Source organism: Halomonas sp. KG2 (genome assembly GCA_030440445.1).
GTDB lineage: Bacteria > Pseudomonadota > Gammaproteobacteria > Pseudomonadales > Halomonadaceae > Vreelandella.
Genome location: CP098528.1, coordinates 3,108,869 through 3,124,221 on the forward strand (window position 1 = coordinate 3,108,869; position 15,353 = coordinate 3,124,221).

Here is a 15,353-nt window from a genome sequence, read left to right on the forward strand (position 1 = left end):
CCACCGCCATGGCAGTTAACCCGAAAACCTGGACCATTGTTAGAAACTCATGAAGCAGAAAATAGCCAGCAATGGTGGTGATAATCGGGACACTGTGTCTAGTCCTGAAATAGATTGACACTTATTTCATCTCAAACGCCCAGTGCACTGCATTGGGCGTTTTGTATTTAAGCGCCAAGTGCGGCCGCTGACTGTTATAAATCTCGACGGACTCATTCACCATCGTACGCGCTTGATCAACATTTCCTGGCTGAATCAAGATAAATTCAGTCTTCAGTATCCCGTTGATACGCTCCGCTAGGGCATTTTGATAACAGTCATAACCGTCTGTCATTGAGCACTGGATACCATACTGGCGATGTATCTTCTGATAGCTGTCACAACAGTATTGGATGCCTCGATCCGAGTGGTGGATTAACGGCTCACTTCCTGGCCGTTGGCGTAGAGCGTTGCGTAAGGCTTGCTCGACGTCCTGGCTACGTAAGCTCTCATGGACGTGATGACCGACAATTTTGCGGGAGTAAGCGTCGGTGACCAGACTTAAATAGCTCATCCCGTGACGCGTCGGTAGATAGGTAATGTCAGCGACCCAGACCTGATTAGGACGGCAGGCGACCACCTGCTCGGGGCCTGGCTTGAGTAGGTTCGGATGTCGCCGGAAGCGATGATGGCTGTGAGTCGTCTTATGATAAGCTCGTCGTATGGGCACCAGCAGACGCCGTGCACGAAGTACCTGAAAGAGCTGATCTCGTCCCACGTGCAACTCTTGATCGGCCTGGCGGTGCAGCAGATGATGCAGCTTGCGGGTGCCCAGTCGGGGCTGAGTAAGTCGTATGTCTCGAACAAAGTCGACGATTCGCTGCTCCCGGGCTTCTCGCGACTGCTGCGCTTTTTTGGCCTGATACCAAGCCTGGCGACTGATACCTAGAAGGTGGCATACCCTGCTAATGGTTAATCCGGCAACACGTTCTTGCGTGAGGACTTGCCTGGCTGCTTTTTTACAGACACCCCAAAATCCTTCTCCATCACCTCAACAACCGCTTCGAAGAACTGAGCCTTTTGCTCAGCAAGCCGCAACTTCTCTTCAAGCTCTTTGATCCGCTGTTCAGGGGTAAGTGGCCGAGGCATGTCGGGACTCCTTCTAGAGTGCTGTGTGGCACAGGGACGCCAGTCCTGATGACCATATCGACGTAACCACTTTAGTACCGTTGAGCGACCTTGAATACCGTAACGACTCTGCGCCTGCTTATAGGTCATCTCACCGCGCTCCACTTGATCTACCACGGCCTGTTTAAAGGCCAGAGTGTAGTCTTTCTGTGTGCGCTTAACTCGTTGACTCATCACGCTCTCCCAAAATAAGGACAAGAACGTGTCAACTCTATTCAGGACGGGTCACTGGGCATTAAAAGGGATGCTCGCTGTGGGCCTATCGACTGAACAATGTAACTGTAAAGAAAGATCGCTGCGGCCCCCGCCAGAATTCCCTGAGCAAAAGCCTGAAATGCAATTTCAATCATTGAAGCAGCCCCAAACCCCGTATCTGCAACCATGTGAACCGCGGCGGCTGGTAGGCATGACATGATAGAGATAACAGCTGTCCCAAGAATTGGATCTACTTGCCAACGTTGGATCAGAACGCCATATAACGAAAACATTAAACCCTGTAGAACGAAGAGCGATGTACCTGCCGGAGATAGACCCTCCACAAGGAAAGTGTTGTAGACGAACATACCAATACCTAGAGAGATTAATGCTGTGCTGGCGACCGAAGCGAGGTCAGGTTTGCCGTTAAGAAATATAAGTGGCAGTAAAAATGAAAAAAGCACAATCGAACCAGGTCCAACCGCAGCCACATATCCGGCGGAGGTCAGAGAAATTCCCGTATTAATCACCACTAGATAGGGAAACCCGACGAGCATTGAGAGCACGATGACTCTAAGGATGCCGAGCTGGGCTAGTTTGTGTCTCGTACTAGCCATACATGCATAGGGTATGAAAAGTGCACCAGCCGCATAGAAACGCAAGATAGTCAGACCCAGTGGCGTAATGCTTCCCTGAAGACTAGCCCTCGCAGTCAGAAATTGCAGTGCATAAATAATAACCAATAAGGCTCCTGCCCAGACAACGCATCTACCCTTCATTATATGCACCTAATTGAGTATTTGAGCCCAAGAAATGCTGCCTGGTGAGTGTCGCTGACAGCCATTAGATGCATTCAATTCTGGGTAATAAAGCTGGGCCGCATAAGTGGCATAGATGCCAATCTACGTAAAAATTATGCCAATGTTATTTGGAAGCAAGTACGCCTCAATACTTCAGCCTTTCATGAGTACATTATCCAGCTGCTCGCAAAATCTTCGTCGAGGGTCATCGCCCGAAACGGGCGATGGCTTAAAGCTGACCAACGTCAAGAGACTAAATGAGGCAGTGGCGGGGGAAGTTATGAGTGAAAGGGAAAAACCTAGCGAGACTTTAAATCGACATATAGATATATATGAAATCTATTTCAACTTATAAGAGCTAGCCACAACACCACAACTAGCCCTTACGTAAAACTTAAAAAAAGCGTACTTATTTTCTATAAAAAAAGTTAATCTTCTATTAAGCTATCTTCCTGAGAGGGACTTGGAGCAAGAGTTTCACTTATCTTTCGCTGATGTTCATCATTAACATACTCAACAAAGCGATGGCCATGACGTACATGAGGAATAGCAATTTCGCAGCCTTTTGTGTAGCGATGTCCCACATGTATAGCGTATGAACCACAAGCCCAACTAATAAAACCTCGGGAATAAAGAGCACCATCTACATCACGCCATTTCACACCATTAAATCCTTTTTGCCAGGGCAAGACTCCTTGATAAATCCAAACACCGCTATCGTTCGCAAACAGCTTAATACTTCGAAGATACATAACTTGGTAAATCAACCAAGCAATAGCAATAATGACAGCAGCCCCAATCAGCCACTGCCGCTCCGCAATTCCAGCGATAATCAAGCCGACTACCCCAATCACAACTGATACTATCAATGGTCGCACATACGCCAACCACGACAGTGTATAAACATTCGAAGTAGCACTATCGCTCATCATTTAAACATCCTCAGTATAATTTTCACTCACTATATTATTACACCAACTTCAAAGCAAAAAATTGACTTTGCTGAGAAAAAATTTTGTATAAATGATTTCATCAGTAACATGATAGCGACACCATCACTACTTGGGGAAAGAGCACGTTTCGTTTTTTGCCACCCCTGCTGACACAGGCAGACCATCGCTATGAATTGTCGTAAACAGCACAATACGAGATTGCTATTACTGCAGCTTTTTAACCATAGCAGCATCTGGGGTCAGCACATTGCCGTCACCAGCTTGGAGAGCCATTAAGGGCACAGGCTGCCCCGTTGATTTGTCGATAAGTGTGGAGTGCTGCTCGCTACGAGCGAACAAGTAGCGCTCCCCCCACTGGCGTAAAGCAACCACCACAGGAAATAAACGTTCTCCTTTAAGTGCTTCAATTTCCTCAGCCATTGAGCTCAGGTCCACCTAAGGTGTCGTGTTTTCATGCTTCCTCCGCCCCTCCACTCAGTATGCCTTGCTGAACATTGCATAACACTAGGCTGGGTTCGGTACCGTTAGCAGCAACCGCTAACTCACCCGCTGTATTCCAGCCGCCACTTTTGCCACAGGTTTGCCAGCCAACCGTGTCGGAAATGTGGTTAGCAAGCAGTACTGGGAACTGATGGCGTTTTGCCATAGCGGCGAGTAATTGTGCATCAGGCTCGTAACCTGCTTCTGATATAAGCGCACTGGCGATATACACATCTGCTTGCTGAGCAACTGCCACTTCTGCGTGGGTAGGGTGAGCGAAGTCGGCGCAAATCGCCAAGGCTATGCGAGTGTCATTTACCGAGAACTGGTAGCTTTCATTACCCGCCAAGCAGTAAACGTCTTCTCCTTCGTGCAGGTGCTGCTTTGCGTAGAAATCGCGCTTTCCGCTTGGGAAACAGATAACAGCGCCTATGTGGGGCTTACTGCTTTCATTCAACAGCGGGCAACCTGCTATCACTACTATATTATGAGCAACTGCAGCGGCAGAAAGCGTACTGAAGGTCTCTGCACTTTTGGGCATCGCCAGTTGCTCTAGTAGCTCAAGCTCGTAGCCGGTAAGCGAAAGCTCTGGGAAAACCACTACATCAGCCCCAAGCCTAGCGGCGTGTTGAATGTAGGTAAGGTGTGTTGCAAGGTTCTCGGCCACTGCGCCTTTTTCTACCGGGAGTTGTGCTAACGCGATGGTGGTATTGCCCTTTTTCATGCATGCCTCATCACAGTCAGCAAAGGAATTTAGCGTATTTAAACAGCGAGTCTTAACGCTTACTCACCCTTTTTTAGCCAGCAATAGCCCTACCCCGGCGCTGGCTAACAGGCCCGCACAGCCGCGGTTAAATAAGCACCGCATGGCTGGTCGAGAAAACCACTGGCTCAAAAAGCTACCTGCATAGGCGTAACCAGCAATCGCTACCCATTCCAATAGTAAAAACAGCACACCTAGCACCAAAAACTGCAGACCTACATTGCCGCTAGGTTCCACGAACTGCGGTAGGAAAGCGGTAAAAATCAGAATGGCTTTGGGGTTACCAGCAGCAAGCAAGAACTCTTGTCGCGCCAGCTCAAATAAGCTCATGTGTTGGGTTTCAGCGCTATCACTTGCGGTAGTGTCGGCGCCCCATAGCTGATATGCCAGCCATAACAAATAGAGGCCACCAACCACCTTAATAACGAGGAAGATTTTTTCAGAAGTGTAAAGCAGTGTCGCCAAGCCAGTCGCTGCCAGCGTAATCATGCCGACAAATGCTATTAGCCGCCCAATACCCGCTAAACAAGCTGTCCGAACGCCATAGCGTTTCGCATTGGTTAATGAAAGCAGATTATTAGGGCCAGGCGCCATATTAAGGGCGAAGCAGGCAGGGATAAAAAACAGCAGTGTTGTCAGGTTCATAAAAGCCCGTTCCTATTAGCTCGCATGAGCTTCCACTCATTATTTCACCATCGATCCAGCTAGATTAACCTTTAATTAGGATTTTGCTCAACGTTAAAAAGAGCAACCGCTGCTGGCCTGCTCTCTTAACGTATCCTTCTTTTTACGCTGCTGGTATCAACAGGCTTGTGGCTCGCTTGCGGTACGACATGCCCTGACGCTTTCTGCCAGCTCACTGACTAAGCCATGCACTCGCTCCACTGCTTCATCAGGCGTGCTGGCATGTTCGATGCAGTCAACAAGCGCGGAGCCGACCACCACTGCATCGCTGAAGCGTCCAATGGTAGCGGCTTGCTCGGCGGTGCGAATTCCAAAGCCAACGGCAATGGGTAGCTCAGTGTATTCGCGGAGCTGAGCGACCGACGCCTCTAGCCGTTCTGGTGTTGGCGCACTAACGCCAGTAACCCCTGCCACCGATACGTAGTAGATAAACCCAGAGGTATTACTGAGTACCTTAGGCAACCGTTTAGCATCGGTGGTCGGGGTGGCTAAGCGGATAAAATCAATGCCGTGCTGAGCTGCTGGCTGGCAGAGTTCTTCATCATGTTCAGGGGGCAGGTCTACCACGATCAGGCCATCGACCCCTGCGCTGGCGGCCTCCGTTAGAAAGCGCTCAACGCCATAGCAGTAAATCGGGTTGTAGTAGCCCATCAGTACGATCGGCGTGGTGCTATTTTGCTCGCGGAAACGGCGCACCATGTCCAAGGTTTTAACCTGGGTTTGGCCGCCTTCAAGTGCACGCAGCGCGGCTTTTTGAATCGCGGGACCATCGGCCATAGGGTCACTGAACGGCATGCCAAGTTCGATGATATCTACCCCAGCATCTGGTAACCCATGCAGAAGACGACGTGAAGTCTCCGCGTCTGGATCGCCTGCGGTAAGGTAGCTAACCAGCGCTGGGCGATTCTGCTGCTTGAGCGCGGCAAAGCAGTCTTTAAGACGAGTGGGGGTATTCATAACAGTCTCCTGGTTCGCACTCATTGGAATTTCTCACCTAGATGATGGGCGACGCTCATCATGTCTTTGTCGCCACGACCGCTAAGGTTGACCACCATTAAGTGCTCACGGGGAAGCCGGGGCGCACGCTTAGCCACTTCCGCCAAGGCGTGGGCAGTTTCCAGGGCGGGAATAATGCCTTCCTGACGGCAGCAGATTTGGAAGGCGTCCAACGCTTCATCGTCAGTGGCGGAAACATACTCAACCCGTCCCTGCTCGTGGAGCCATGCGTGTTCTGGGCCGATACCAGGGTAATCCAGCCCCGCTGATATTGAGTGGGCGTCGATAATCTGGCCATCTTCATTTTGCAGCAGGTAGGTGCGGTTACCATGCAGTACGCCTGGCGTCCCACCGTTCAAGCTGGCGGCATGCAGGCCACTTTTAACACCTTTGCCGCCCGCCTCTACGCCAATCATCTGCACATCTGGGTCGTTTAAGAACGGATGGAACAGCCCCATCGCGTTTGAACCGCCACCAATACAGGCCACCAGCGAATCCGGCAAACGTCCCTGCTTTTCGAGCATTTGGCTGCGGGTTTCATGGCCAATCACTGCTTGGAAGTCGCGTACCATTTCAGGGTACGGGTGCGGCCCAGCCACGGTTCCAATAATGTAGAAGGTATCATCTACGTTGGTCACCCAGTCGCGTAGCGCTTCGTTCATGGCATCTTTGAGCGTGCCGGTGCCGGAGGTAACGGGAATCACCTCAGCCCCCAGTAGTTTCATGCGGAACACGTTAGGCTGCTGGCGTTCGATGTCGGTTGAGCCCATATAGATGACACAAGGCAGGCCAAAACGCGCTGCTACCGTGGCAGTGGCCACTCCGTGCATACCGGCGCCGGTTTCAGCAATGATGCGTTTTTTGCCCATCTGCTTGGCCAGCAGTACCTGGCCAATGCAGTTGTTAATCTTGTGCGCGCCGGTGTGGTTAAGCTCTTCGCGCTTGAGGTAAATACTCGCCCCACCGAAGTATTCGGTCAGTCGTTCAGCGAAATAAAGTGGGCTTGGGCGCCCCACGTAATCCCCTTGAAAGTAGGCTAACTGGCGCTGGAATTCAGGATCATTTTTAGCAGCAGCGTATTCTTCTTGCAGCTCTAAAATGAGCGGCATGAGTGTTTCAGCGACAAAGCGGCCGCCGAAACTGCCAAACAGTCCATTGGCATCGGGCAGGTTCACGAATTGGTTCATTACGACCTCTGAGTACAAGGTAAAAATTAGCAATGGATTGAAGGTAGCGCAGGAAGGCGAGGATAAAAATCGATAAGATGTCACCAATAGGTGAGTTTTAATCAACTATTAAGCCACAACATCATGGTGGAATAAGCAATGCAGTACAGCATGCCGCCGCTTAGCGCCCTACGCGCCTTTGAAGCCACTGCCCGATTGGGTAGCGTGACCGCTGCCGCCGATGAGTTAAGCGTTACCCACGGCGCGGTTAGCCGCCAGCTTAAAAGCCTGGATGAGCACTTTGGTGTAGCACTATTCGCAAAAGCAGGCCGTGGGCTGGTGCTGACTCACCATGGTGAGCAACTGCAAAGCGGCGTGGGCGAGGCATTTAGCAAACTGCGCAATAGTTGCGCAGCACTCAAGCGTGACGTGGAAGAAGCGCCCTTTACTCTGGCCTGCCCCGGCAGCCTGCTAGCGCGCTGGCTAATTCCCCGCCTGGATCGCCTGAACCAAGAGCTGCCGCGACTGAAGCTAAAAGTCGTGGTAAGTGACAGCGAACTGCCCGGTCAACAGGTAGATACCAGCGCCACCCTGGCGTTTATTGAACCGCCCTGGCCCGCGGATGTGGAGGTTATCGAGCTACTTCCCGAACAGATTTGCCCAGTAGCAAGCCCACTACTAGCCGCGCACATTGACCCAGCCAAGCCAGAATCGTTATTTGCCAACAAGCTGTTAGTGACCGCTTCACGTCCCCAGGCGTGGCCACAGTGGGCGAGCGCCAAAGGGCTGGAGCAACGTGTATTGGAAGATGCCCTTCAACAGGGCCAAGGGTTTGCCCATCTTTATTATCTGATTGAAGCAGCAGTGGCGGGCCTGGGCGTCGCAATAGCGCCCAAGCTACTGGTGGAAGACGATTTACGCAGCGGGCGGCTGGTGGCTCCCTGGGGGAGTATCGAAACACCCGCCCGTCTCTGCCTATGGCTGCCGGAACAAACCAACAGCCGCCGCAGCGAACCACTGGCAAAGTGGCTTAAGCAGGCACTCAGCGAGTGATCCCCAGCCTTAATGGGAGGCTCCGTCTCCGTTCGCGGATGCCTCATTTACTCGTCCCTCGCAAGATTCGTTACCCCGCGCAACATAATCCAAACTATTGAATTTTATTATGTTGTAGCGCGGTTTAAGCGTCACCGCACCCGCGGGAGGCTACACAAATGCCGTCTGCTGAAAACTATCTCTGGCAATTACTGCGGCATGCCACGCTTTGAGCTGTGGGTACGCTTCCTTCCAGTGCACTTCTGGCAACCTGAAAGACACGTACTCTAGTGCAACAGCACAGGCGATTTCACCAAGCGTCATCGATGGCGCCAGCTGACTTTCGTGGAGTTCACTGTTCAGTTGTTCGGTTATTCGCTGCATGGCTCGCTGGCGCCTTCGCCCAAGCTCACTGCGATCAATCTCAGCGCCATAATGTTTTCTGGCGATAACGGTTGTAAACGCAACATCCATAAGATTCTGACCAAGCCCCGCTAGATGCAGCACATTCGCTAATCGGGCTTGGGGAATCATAGGCGAGTGAGAACTGACGCTATCAAGATAAACAGCAATCAACATCGACTCGCTAAGTGTTGTGCCTTCGTCTGTCACTAGCGCTGGAATTCGCCCGGCGGGATTAGCTTCTAGCAGCGCTTGGTCGTCTGCCCAAGGGTCGCACCAGCGCAATGTAACGTCATCCACCAGATCCTTCTCAAGTAAGATGATCCGCGCTAGGCGCGCATAGGGTGAGGTTGCGTTGAGAAAAAGCTGCATTATGGCCTCCGGTTTTTAGTAGCGAGAGGAACAGTAGACAGGGAAACGTGGCGCTGCTGGTATCGACTCAGCAGCACCAGTACAAAGCCGCCTACCAATACCAGGCTGCTAATCACAAATAGCGGTGAATAAGTGCCCCAGGCTACATAGAGCGCCGACATCGCGTAGCCAGAAAACGCTTGAGCCGCGGCGAAAGCAGCAGTCGCTTGCCCCCAGAGCTTTTTGTGGGCAGCGGGGCCGACCAATTCGGCCAGTCGCCCAGAGGTCAGCGCAACAATACCTGGGATCAGCGCGCCCACCACGAACGAGGAAACTGACTGACTAAGCGGTGCAAGTGAAAATACGGGCAGGGCCACAGCGGCAGCCTTGGCTAAAAAAGCGAGGGTTAAACCATGATGCCAACCCACTTTTCGCGCCAACGCTCCTACCACCAGTGGCCCGCACACAGCGCCCAAGCCGAAAATACCCCACTGCAGAGAAGCCGCTTGATGGCCTAAGGCATTTTCTCTGGCGAGATAATCCACCCAAAATACGGTATGCGGAACAAACCCGACGGCATCCAGGGCATACGCCCCGATCACCAGTAGCACAGCGGCATTTATTCCTGCATACCCGGTCTGACTTGTTGACTTTTCCTGACTGGCCAACGGCGGAGAGGAGAGCTGCGTAACGCCCCAGTCACATACCAGAGCAGCGGCAATACAGAGCAGGCCCAGCGTTGCCCAGGTAACCGTTAAGCTTAACTCCAGGAGCACAGGCACCACCGATGCGGAAAGCAGCGCACCGAAGCCAATGCCAGTAAACACCAAGGCACCGACACTCGTCCGCCTTTCCGGAGGCGTGGTCGAAAGAGCTAACGATGGGCCAACCACCATAAGGATGGCGCCAGCAATACCTGAGACTAATCGCCAAAAGAAAAACCAGCCAAAACTGCCTGCCCCTGCACAGAGAAAAAAGCTCAGTGCGATCGCTACGAAACTTGCCCCCATCACCGCGCGAACAGGAAAACGCTCACTTAGTGCGTGAGCAGACAACGCACCAATGAAGTAGCCGAGAAGATTAGCAGCCCCTAGATAAGCTCCTTGGCTGGCACTGAACCAGCCTTCTTGAATCAGTGCCGGTAATAGGGGTGTGTAGGCAAAACGTGCAATGCCTATTCCCGCCAAGGTGGCCATCACACCGGTCATCAGAGCAGGCAAGTCTTTGCTATTGATCATGTCGTATCCTTACTAAATCGCTGTGCGGCAAAATTGGCAACAGGCGTATTTATCTGTAGCTTACCCACCCCAACAATTCTTTAGAAACGATTTATAATGATAGCCTCTATCTTTTTTTGAGATAGATCTTAAGATAGCTCTTGAGATGGCTCTTGAGATGGCTCTTAAAACAGTTTTTGAGATGGCTCTTAAAACAGCTCTTGAGATAGCCCTTGAGACAGTGGCCATTTAAGGGAGATGGGCATGCAATTTAAATCATTGCGGCTATTTATGGCGGTGGCAGAAACCGGTAGCTTTATGGCTGCCGCAAAGCAGCTGCACACAGTGCAATCTAACGTGACCACGCATATCAAAAAACTTGAGGAGGAATTAGGCGTGCAGCTGGTTCATCGCGCGGGGGGCGTGCGTCTTACCTCTGCGGGGCTAGCGTTACTGGATTATGCAGAACGATTGCTGGCAGTACATGACGAAGCATTAATGCTGTTTCAAAGCGCAGAGAATGCAACAGGCCAGCTGCGCTTGGGGTCGATGGAAACGACGATGGCGCTGCGCCTCCCCCCGATACTGGCGGCCTATCATGCTGACTTTCCAGAGGTTGATATGACCTTGGCGACCGGCCCCACCGCCAGTTTGATCGAGAAGCTAATGGACGGTCAGGCGGATGGTGTGTTTGTGGCCGGCGCTATCGATCATCATCGCTATCATTCGCTCAAAGTCTTCAGCGAACAGCTTGTGCTGGTAAGTTCAACTCCCATGACGAGCGCACCCAGCTCTGAAGAACTACTGACAGCAACGTTTCTCGCATTTCGCCAGGGATGTAGTTACCGGCAACGTATCGAACTGCTGCTGGCATCTCAAGGAATTAATGCCGTGCGGGTTTTTGAGTTTGGCACGCTAGACGCCATGCTTGGTTGCGTAGCAGCCGGGATGGGATATACCGTGCTGCCACGTATTATCATTGAAGCGCACCAGCACCGCTTCGGCATTCACGCGATGGAACTACCCTCCGCCATTGCCAATATCGATACCTATTTTGTCACATCGGAACCCGCTACTTGGTCGCCCGCCTTAGCCCGTTTTGTCGATACGTTACACCAGCAAGCCAGGCTATAGACTCTTCATCCCTTCTGAACAATCAAGGATGCGTCTACACCGTTCGCCAAAGATTCTGTTTCGGCAATTTCGATCAGCCGGCGTACCGCCGACAACCCTGAATCCCTTCGCCACACAAGCATCAGAGGCAAAGCCAGCTTGAGATCCTCCAAACGATGGCTTACCACGCCTTCTGGTGCCCCAGCCATGGTCATGGCCGGTAAAATACTGCAGCCCATGCCAGCAGCCACCAAACACAACATAGTAGCGTTGTCAGTTCCCTCCTGCACCACATGAGGCGTGAACCCCGCTCGCTGAAAAGAGTGAATCAGCTTGTCGTGATAGACCGGGGTGGCGCTGCGGTCAAACCAGATAAAATTCTCGTCATTGAGTTCGGCTAGGTATCGCGGCGGGTGGCGCGCTAGGCGTGAGGTGGCACTGGTAACCAATACTAGATGATCTTCATACAAACAATGGCTACAGAGGCTGTCATCGTCTTCCGGAGGGAAGAACAACATGCCAGCATCCAGCCTCCCTCGGCGAATTGCATCGACCTGAGGCCCCGAAAGCAGCGACTCCACCTTCAGCGTGACCTCGGGATATTGCTCGCGGAAACGGTTGAGCAAACCGATTATCTGCGGTACCCATAAATGCATCACCGTCACCCCTAGACGCAACTCACCGAATTGACCGTCGGCGATGCGTCGTGCATTGCGTTTGGCCTGTTCGAATTCGCCAAGTAAACGCCGGGTATCACGGTAGAACGATTCGCCTGCGGCGGTCAGGCGAACGCCATGCCGTGAACGAGTCAGCAACGTGGTACCGACCTCATCTTCAAGCAGCAGCAATTGACGCGATAGGGCTGGCTGAGCAAGTGGTATCCGTCGTGCTGCTGAGGAGATAGCTCCCTCCTCTACGACGGTCTGAAAATATTTTAAGCGTTTGAAGTCCATCTCATTCCCATTGAATGACACGCCGTGGCTCTTTCCATCCAATATAAGCATGGAAAGCTAATAAAAAAACTATTTTCTCTATGCCACCGAAACAACCAAGATGAATTGGCCCATCCAACAACTATGCGAATCAACTATGACAGAATTCATCAACCCAAATTTCTTCGAGCGCCATCACGCCGAACTGACCCAGATGCGGCACGAGTTGCATCGTCACCCAGAGCTAGGGTTTCAGGAACATGCCACGGCTAAGCGCATCGCTGAAGAACTAGAACGTCTCGGTTTGACCTTTGAAACTGGTATCGGCAAAACCGGTATCGTTGCGACTATCCTCGGTGATCAGCCCGACAATGGACGCCAGATTGGTCTGCGCGCCGACATGGACGCCCTGCCGATCCAGGAGCTTAGCGAGCACAACCACACATCCGAAGTACCCGGCCGAATGCATGCCTGCGGCCATGATGGTCACACGACCCTACTGCTTGGCGTGGCCCGCTATCTGGCTGAACACCGCAACTTCGCTGGCACTATTCACCTGATCTTTCAGCCCGCAGAAGAAGGCTTAGGTGGTGGCCGCGCAATGGTCGAGGAGGGTTTATTCGAGCGCTTTCCTATGCAGGCAATCTACGCCCTGCACAACTGGCCTTCTCTGCCTGCTGGCCAAGTGGCCGTCCGCTCAGGAGCAATCATGGCAGCCACCGATCGGCTCGATATCCGCGTACGCGGAAAAGGGGGCCATGGAGGCGTCAATCCTCACCTATCGACAGATCCTGTGCGTATGGCGGGCGCCCTGATTCAAAATCTACACTCCGTGGTCGCACGTGATATTAACCCTCTCTCCCCCGCGGCTCTCAGCCTATGTGGATTGCAGGGGGGCGACATTGACGGCTTCGCTATTATTCCCGATGAAGTACGCATCAGCGGTACAGCACGAAGCCTTGATGCCGACACTCAGAATCATATTGAGCATGCTGTTCGCCGTGTTTGTGAAGGGGTGGCCATTGCCCATGGCGGCGAAATTGAGGTCGACTATCAGCGCATATTCCCAGCGACGGTCAATAGCGAGGCGGAAACCCGCCACGTGGAATCCTGTGTTGTGCAAACACTCGGCGAAGCAGCTCTAGTGCGCGACGTCGACCCTAGCCTTGGCGGCGAAGATTTCTCCTTCATGCTGCAGCGTTGCCCAGGAGCCTACTTCTTCCTCGGTACAGCCAAGGATGAGGCCACCGCGCCACTACACAACGCTCGTTACGACTTTAACGACGACATTATTCCCACTGGTTGCCAACTGCTGGTGGCAATCGGCCTCGGCGCACTCGCCGCCGCCTGAACGAGGCCTGCTCTACTACCGATAACACCACAATAACGAGGTATGCATATGAAATCCCGGCCCTCGCTTCCCCCTAGGGGATTGCTGATTTACTTCACTATCTGTGCGCTGGCGATGATCTGGCCTGGCGCATTAGTGGCCAACCGCATCGAACCGATGGTGATTGGCTTGCCCTTCTTCATGTTCTGGTACGTCGCTTGGGTCTTTGCCCTATTTGTGGGGCTAGTGATTGCCTATCGTCACGATGCCGCGCAGGAGGTGAACGATGAGTGATTCACTGCTGATCACTACCATCACCCTAGCCTATCTACTGATCGTTCTGGCGGTAGGCCTGCGAGCAAGACATAACCAGAGCTCTTCTCTGGAAGGCTACGTCGCTGGTGGGCGCCACATGGGGCTACTGGTGCTGTTTTTCATTCTTGGAGCGGAGATATTCTCTGCTTTCGCCTTTCTTGGAGCCCCTGGCTGGGCCTACAGCAAGGGAGCACCGGCACTCTATATCATCGCCTACCTAGCGCTCGCTGTGATTGTATGGTGGTTAATCGCTCCATATATTTCGCGGCTTGGCCGCCGCCATGGCTTCCTGACCCAGGCAGAGTTCCTCTCCGCCTGTTATCCAACTCGGGGTAATCTGCTGGGGTTGTTCATCGGTGTGGTCAGCGTACTGGCGATGATCCCCTACCTAACCATTCAGATCGCTGGTGCAGGGCTGCTCTTCGAGGCGGCAACCTCAGGCACCATTCCGTTCTGGCTCGGCAGCTTACTAGCCTGTGGCGTGGTGGCGGCCTATGTCTACGCGAGCGGCTTACAAGGCATCGGCTGGACCAACCTGCTTCAGGGCGTGATGATGGTGGGCGTCGCGTGGTTCCTAGGCTTAGCAACGGCCGACCAGTTCTTCGGCGGAGTTGGCGAGATGTTCCGCGAGCTGCAGCGCGAAGCGCCGGAATACCTAACCATGCCCGGTGCTGGCGGCATGGGCTGGGGCGCCTTCTCCACAGCAATCCTGGTTAGTGCCCTAGGTTGCGTAATGTGGCCGCACATTTTCATGAAGTTTTATAGTGCGCGCAGTGAGCGAACCCTCAAACAGGTGTTCGTGCTCTACCCACTTTATAGCTATCTGCTGGTGCCATTGCTGATTATCGGCTTCGCTGGAGTTTTACTACTGGAAGATAGCCCACTCGACTCCGCCGATCGCGTGTTGTTGACGTTAGTGGTCGAGCTAGCTGACTTCCCAGCGTGGCTGATCGGTATAGCACTCTCCGGCGCGCTAGCCGCGGCAATGTCTACGGCTGCCAACTTGGCCCATACCTCCGCCACTATCCTGGTAAGAGACGTGGGTCAGCACCTGCCCGTGCTGCGTGGTATATCTGATGACAAGGCACTCAAACTGACTCGTTACGGTGTGGTGGTGATCTCCTTAGCGGCCTATCTGCTAGCCCTAGCCAATCCTGGCTCATTGGTTGGCCTGTTACTAGGCGCCTATGGCATCGTGGTGCAGTTGCTACCAATGCTGCTTGGTGCACTATTTTGGCGGCGAGCCTCACGCACTGGCGCCTTTGCAGGTCTAGCAATAGGCGCGGCCCTAACCCTATTGTTCCAGTTTGGAGTCAGCACTCCATTCGGCTGGCACGCTGGCTTCTGTGGTCTAGTCGTCAATACCGCCGTGTTCATCAGCGTGAGTCTCGTGACACACAGTTCATCATCGTACTCACCGGCCCAGGCTCTCAGTTCCAAAGGCTGACGCTTGGCTT

Annotated in this window: 15 protein-coding genes and 1 pseudogene; 5 read left to right on the forward strand and 11 right to left on the reverse strand. The window is 52.9% G+C overall.

Features of this window, described 5'->3' with window-relative positions; translation table 11 throughout:
- Positions 1-121: 121 nt before the first annotated feature.
- From NDQ72_14480 to trpB, 8 genes and pseudogenes are all read right to left on the reverse strand, one after another.
- Positions 122-1,341, reverse strand: a pseudogene (locus NDQ72_14480) (IS3 family transposase).
- Between the two features lie 41 nt (positions 1,342-1,382).
- Entirely contained in the window at positions 1,383-2,105 is a 723-nt protein-coding gene (locus NDQ72_14485; protein ID WKD27254.1) for a DMT family transporter, read from the reverse strand.
- A gap of 485 nt (positions 2,106-2,590) precedes the next feature.
- On the reverse strand, positions 2,591-3,094 hold the full coding sequence (locus NDQ72_14490) for a hypothetical protein (GenBank protein ID WKD27255.1): 504 nt from the start codon (positions 3,092-3,094) through the stop codon (positions 2,591-2,593).
- 225 nt (positions 3,095-3,319) lie between these two features.
- Positions 3,320-3,535: a hypothetical protein gene (locus NDQ72_14495; GenBank protein ID WKD27256.1), complete on the reverse strand. Its 216-nt coding sequence runs from the start codon at positions 3,533-3,535 to the stop codon at positions 3,320-3,322.
- A gap of 31 nt (positions 3,536-3,566) precedes the next feature.
- Positions 3,567-4,319 (reverse strand): carbon-nitrogen hydrolase family protein, encoded by a 753-nt coding sequence (locus tag NDQ72_14500; protein WKD27257.1) that lies wholly within the window; start codon positions 4,317-4,319, stop codon positions 3,567-3,569.
- A 63-nt stretch (positions 4,320-4,382) separates the two neighbouring features.
- Entirely contained in the window at positions 4,383-5,003 is a 621-nt protein-coding gene (locus NDQ72_14505; protein ID WKD27258.1) for a LysE family translocator, read from the reverse strand.
- Positions 5,004-5,159: 156 nt separating this feature from the next.
- Positions 5,160-5,999 (reverse strand): tryptophan synthase subunit alpha, encoded by an 840-nt coding sequence (trpA, locus tag NDQ72_14510; GenBank protein WKD27259.1) that lies wholly within the window; start codon positions 5,997-5,999, stop codon positions 5,160-5,162.
- Between the two features lie 20 nt (positions 6,000-6,019).
- Entirely contained in the window at positions 6,020-7,225 is a 1,206-nt protein-coding gene (gene trpB / locus NDQ72_14515; GenBank protein ID WKD27260.1) for a tryptophan synthase subunit beta, read from the reverse strand.
- Between the two features lie 138 nt (positions 7,226-7,363).
- Between trpB and NDQ72_14520 the strand changes: the two genes are divergently transcribed.
- Positions 7,364-8,257 carry a LysR family transcriptional regulator gene (locus NDQ72_14520; protein ID WKD27261.1) on the forward strand — a complete coding sequence of 298 codons (894 nt, stop codon included), beginning with the start codon at positions 7,364-7,366 and terminating at the stop codon, positions 8,255-8,257.
- A 150-nt stretch (positions 8,258-8,407) separates the two neighbouring features.
- On the opposite strand, the gene NDQ72_14525 is transcribed toward NDQ72_14520, so the two are convergent.
- Positions 8,408-9,010, reverse strand: a complete 603-nt coding sequence (locus NDQ72_14525; protein WKD27262.1) for a glutathione S-transferase N-terminal domain-containing protein — start codon at positions 9,008-9,010, stop codon at positions 8,408-8,410.
- On the reverse strand, positions 9,010-10,227 hold the full coding sequence (locus NDQ72_14530; GenBank protein ID WKD27263.1) for an MFS transporter: 1,218 nt from the start codon (positions 10,225-10,227) through the stop codon (positions 9,010-9,012). The genes NDQ72_14525 and NDQ72_14530 overlap by 1 nt, the downstream gene beginning before the upstream one ends.
- A 243-nt stretch (positions 10,228-10,470) precedes the next feature.
- Between NDQ72_14530 and NDQ72_14535 the strand changes: the two genes are divergently transcribed.
- Entirely contained in the window at positions 10,471-11,340 is an 870-nt protein-coding gene (locus NDQ72_14535) for a LysR family transcriptional regulator (GenBank protein ID WKD27264.1), read from the forward strand.
- Between the two features lie 5 nt (positions 11,341-11,345).
- On the opposite strand, the gene NDQ72_14540 is transcribed toward NDQ72_14535, so the two are convergent.
- Positions 11,346-12,293, reverse strand: coding sequence for a LysR family transcriptional regulator (locus NDQ72_14540; protein ID WKD27265.1), 948 nt, complete (start codon positions 12,291-12,293; stop codon positions 11,346-11,348).
- A gap of 115 nt (positions 12,294-12,408) precedes the next feature.
- Between NDQ72_14540 and NDQ72_14545 the strand changes: the two genes are divergently transcribed.
- From NDQ72_14545 to NDQ72_14555, 3 genes are read left to right on the forward strand one after another with little or no spacing between them, the layout of a single operon-like run.
- Positions 12,409-13,602, forward strand: a complete 1,194-nt coding sequence (locus NDQ72_14545) for a M20 family metallopeptidase (protein WKD27266.1) — start codon at positions 12,409-12,411, stop codon at positions 13,600-13,602.
- Positions 13,603-13,650: 48 nt separating this feature from the next.
- The gene (locus NDQ72_14550; GenBank protein ID WKD27267.1) at positions 13,651-13,875 is read left to right on the forward strand and encodes a DUF3311 domain-containing protein; all 225 of its coding nucleotides are present in this window, start codon (positions 13,651-13,653) and stop codon (positions 13,873-13,875) included.
- A complete protein-coding gene (locus tag NDQ72_14555; protein ID WKD27268.1) occupies positions 13,868-15,343 on the forward strand; it encodes a sodium:solute symporter family protein in 1,476 nt (491 codons plus the stop codon). The genes NDQ72_14550 and NDQ72_14555 overlap by 8 nt, the downstream gene beginning before the upstream one ends.
- The last annotated feature ends 10 nt before the right edge of the window (positions 15,344-15,353 follow it).

Coding starts and splice junctions, on each gene's coding strand:
- trpA (WKD27259.1), bottom strand. CDS start 5,999: ATGAATACCCCCACTCGTCTTAAAGACTGCTTTGCCGCGCTCAAGCAG.
- trpB (WKD27260.1), bottom strand. CDS start 7,225: ATGAACCAATTCGTGAACCTGCCCGATGCCAATGGACTGTTTGGCAGT.
- NDQ72_14545 (WKD27266.1), top strand. CDS start 12,409: ATGACAGAATTCATCAACCCAAATTTCTTCGAGCGCCATCACGCCGAA.
- NDQ72_14500 (WKD27257.1), bottom strand. CDS start 4,319: ATGAAAAAGGGCAATACCACCATCGCGTTAGCACAACTCCCGGTAGAA.
- NDQ72_14530 (WKD27263.1), bottom strand. CDS start 10,227: ATGATCAATAGCAAAGACTTGCCTGCTCTGATGACCGGTGTGATGGCC.
- NDQ72_14555 (WKD27268.1), top strand. CDS start 13,868: ATGAGTGATTCACTGCTGATCACTACCATCACCCTAGCCTATCTACTG.
- NDQ72_14550 (WKD27267.1), top strand. CDS start 13,651: ATGAAATCCCGGCCCTCGCTTCCCCCTAGGGGATTGCTGATTTACTTC.
- NDQ72_14490 (WKD27255.1), bottom strand. CDS start 3,094: ATGATGAGCGATAGTGCTACTTCGAATGTTTATACACTGTCGTGGTTG.
- NDQ72_14525 (WKD27262.1), bottom strand. CDS start 9,010: ATGCAGCTTTTTCTCAACGCAACCTCACCCTATGCGCGCCTAGCGCGG.
- NDQ72_14520 (WKD27261.1), top strand. CDS start 7,364: ATGCAGTACAGCATGCCGCCGCTTAGCGCCCTACGCGCCTTTGAAGCC.
- NDQ72_14535 (WKD27264.1), top strand. CDS start 10,471: ATGCAATTTAAATCATTGCGGCTATTTATGGCGGTGGCAGAAACCGGT.
- NDQ72_14495 (WKD27256.1), bottom strand. CDS start 3,535: ATGGCTGAGGAAATTGAAGCACTTAAAGGAGAACGTTTATTTCCTGTG.
- NDQ72_14505 (WKD27258.1), bottom strand. CDS start 5,003: ATGAACCTGACAACACTGCTGTTTTTTATCCCTGCCTGCTTCGCCCTT.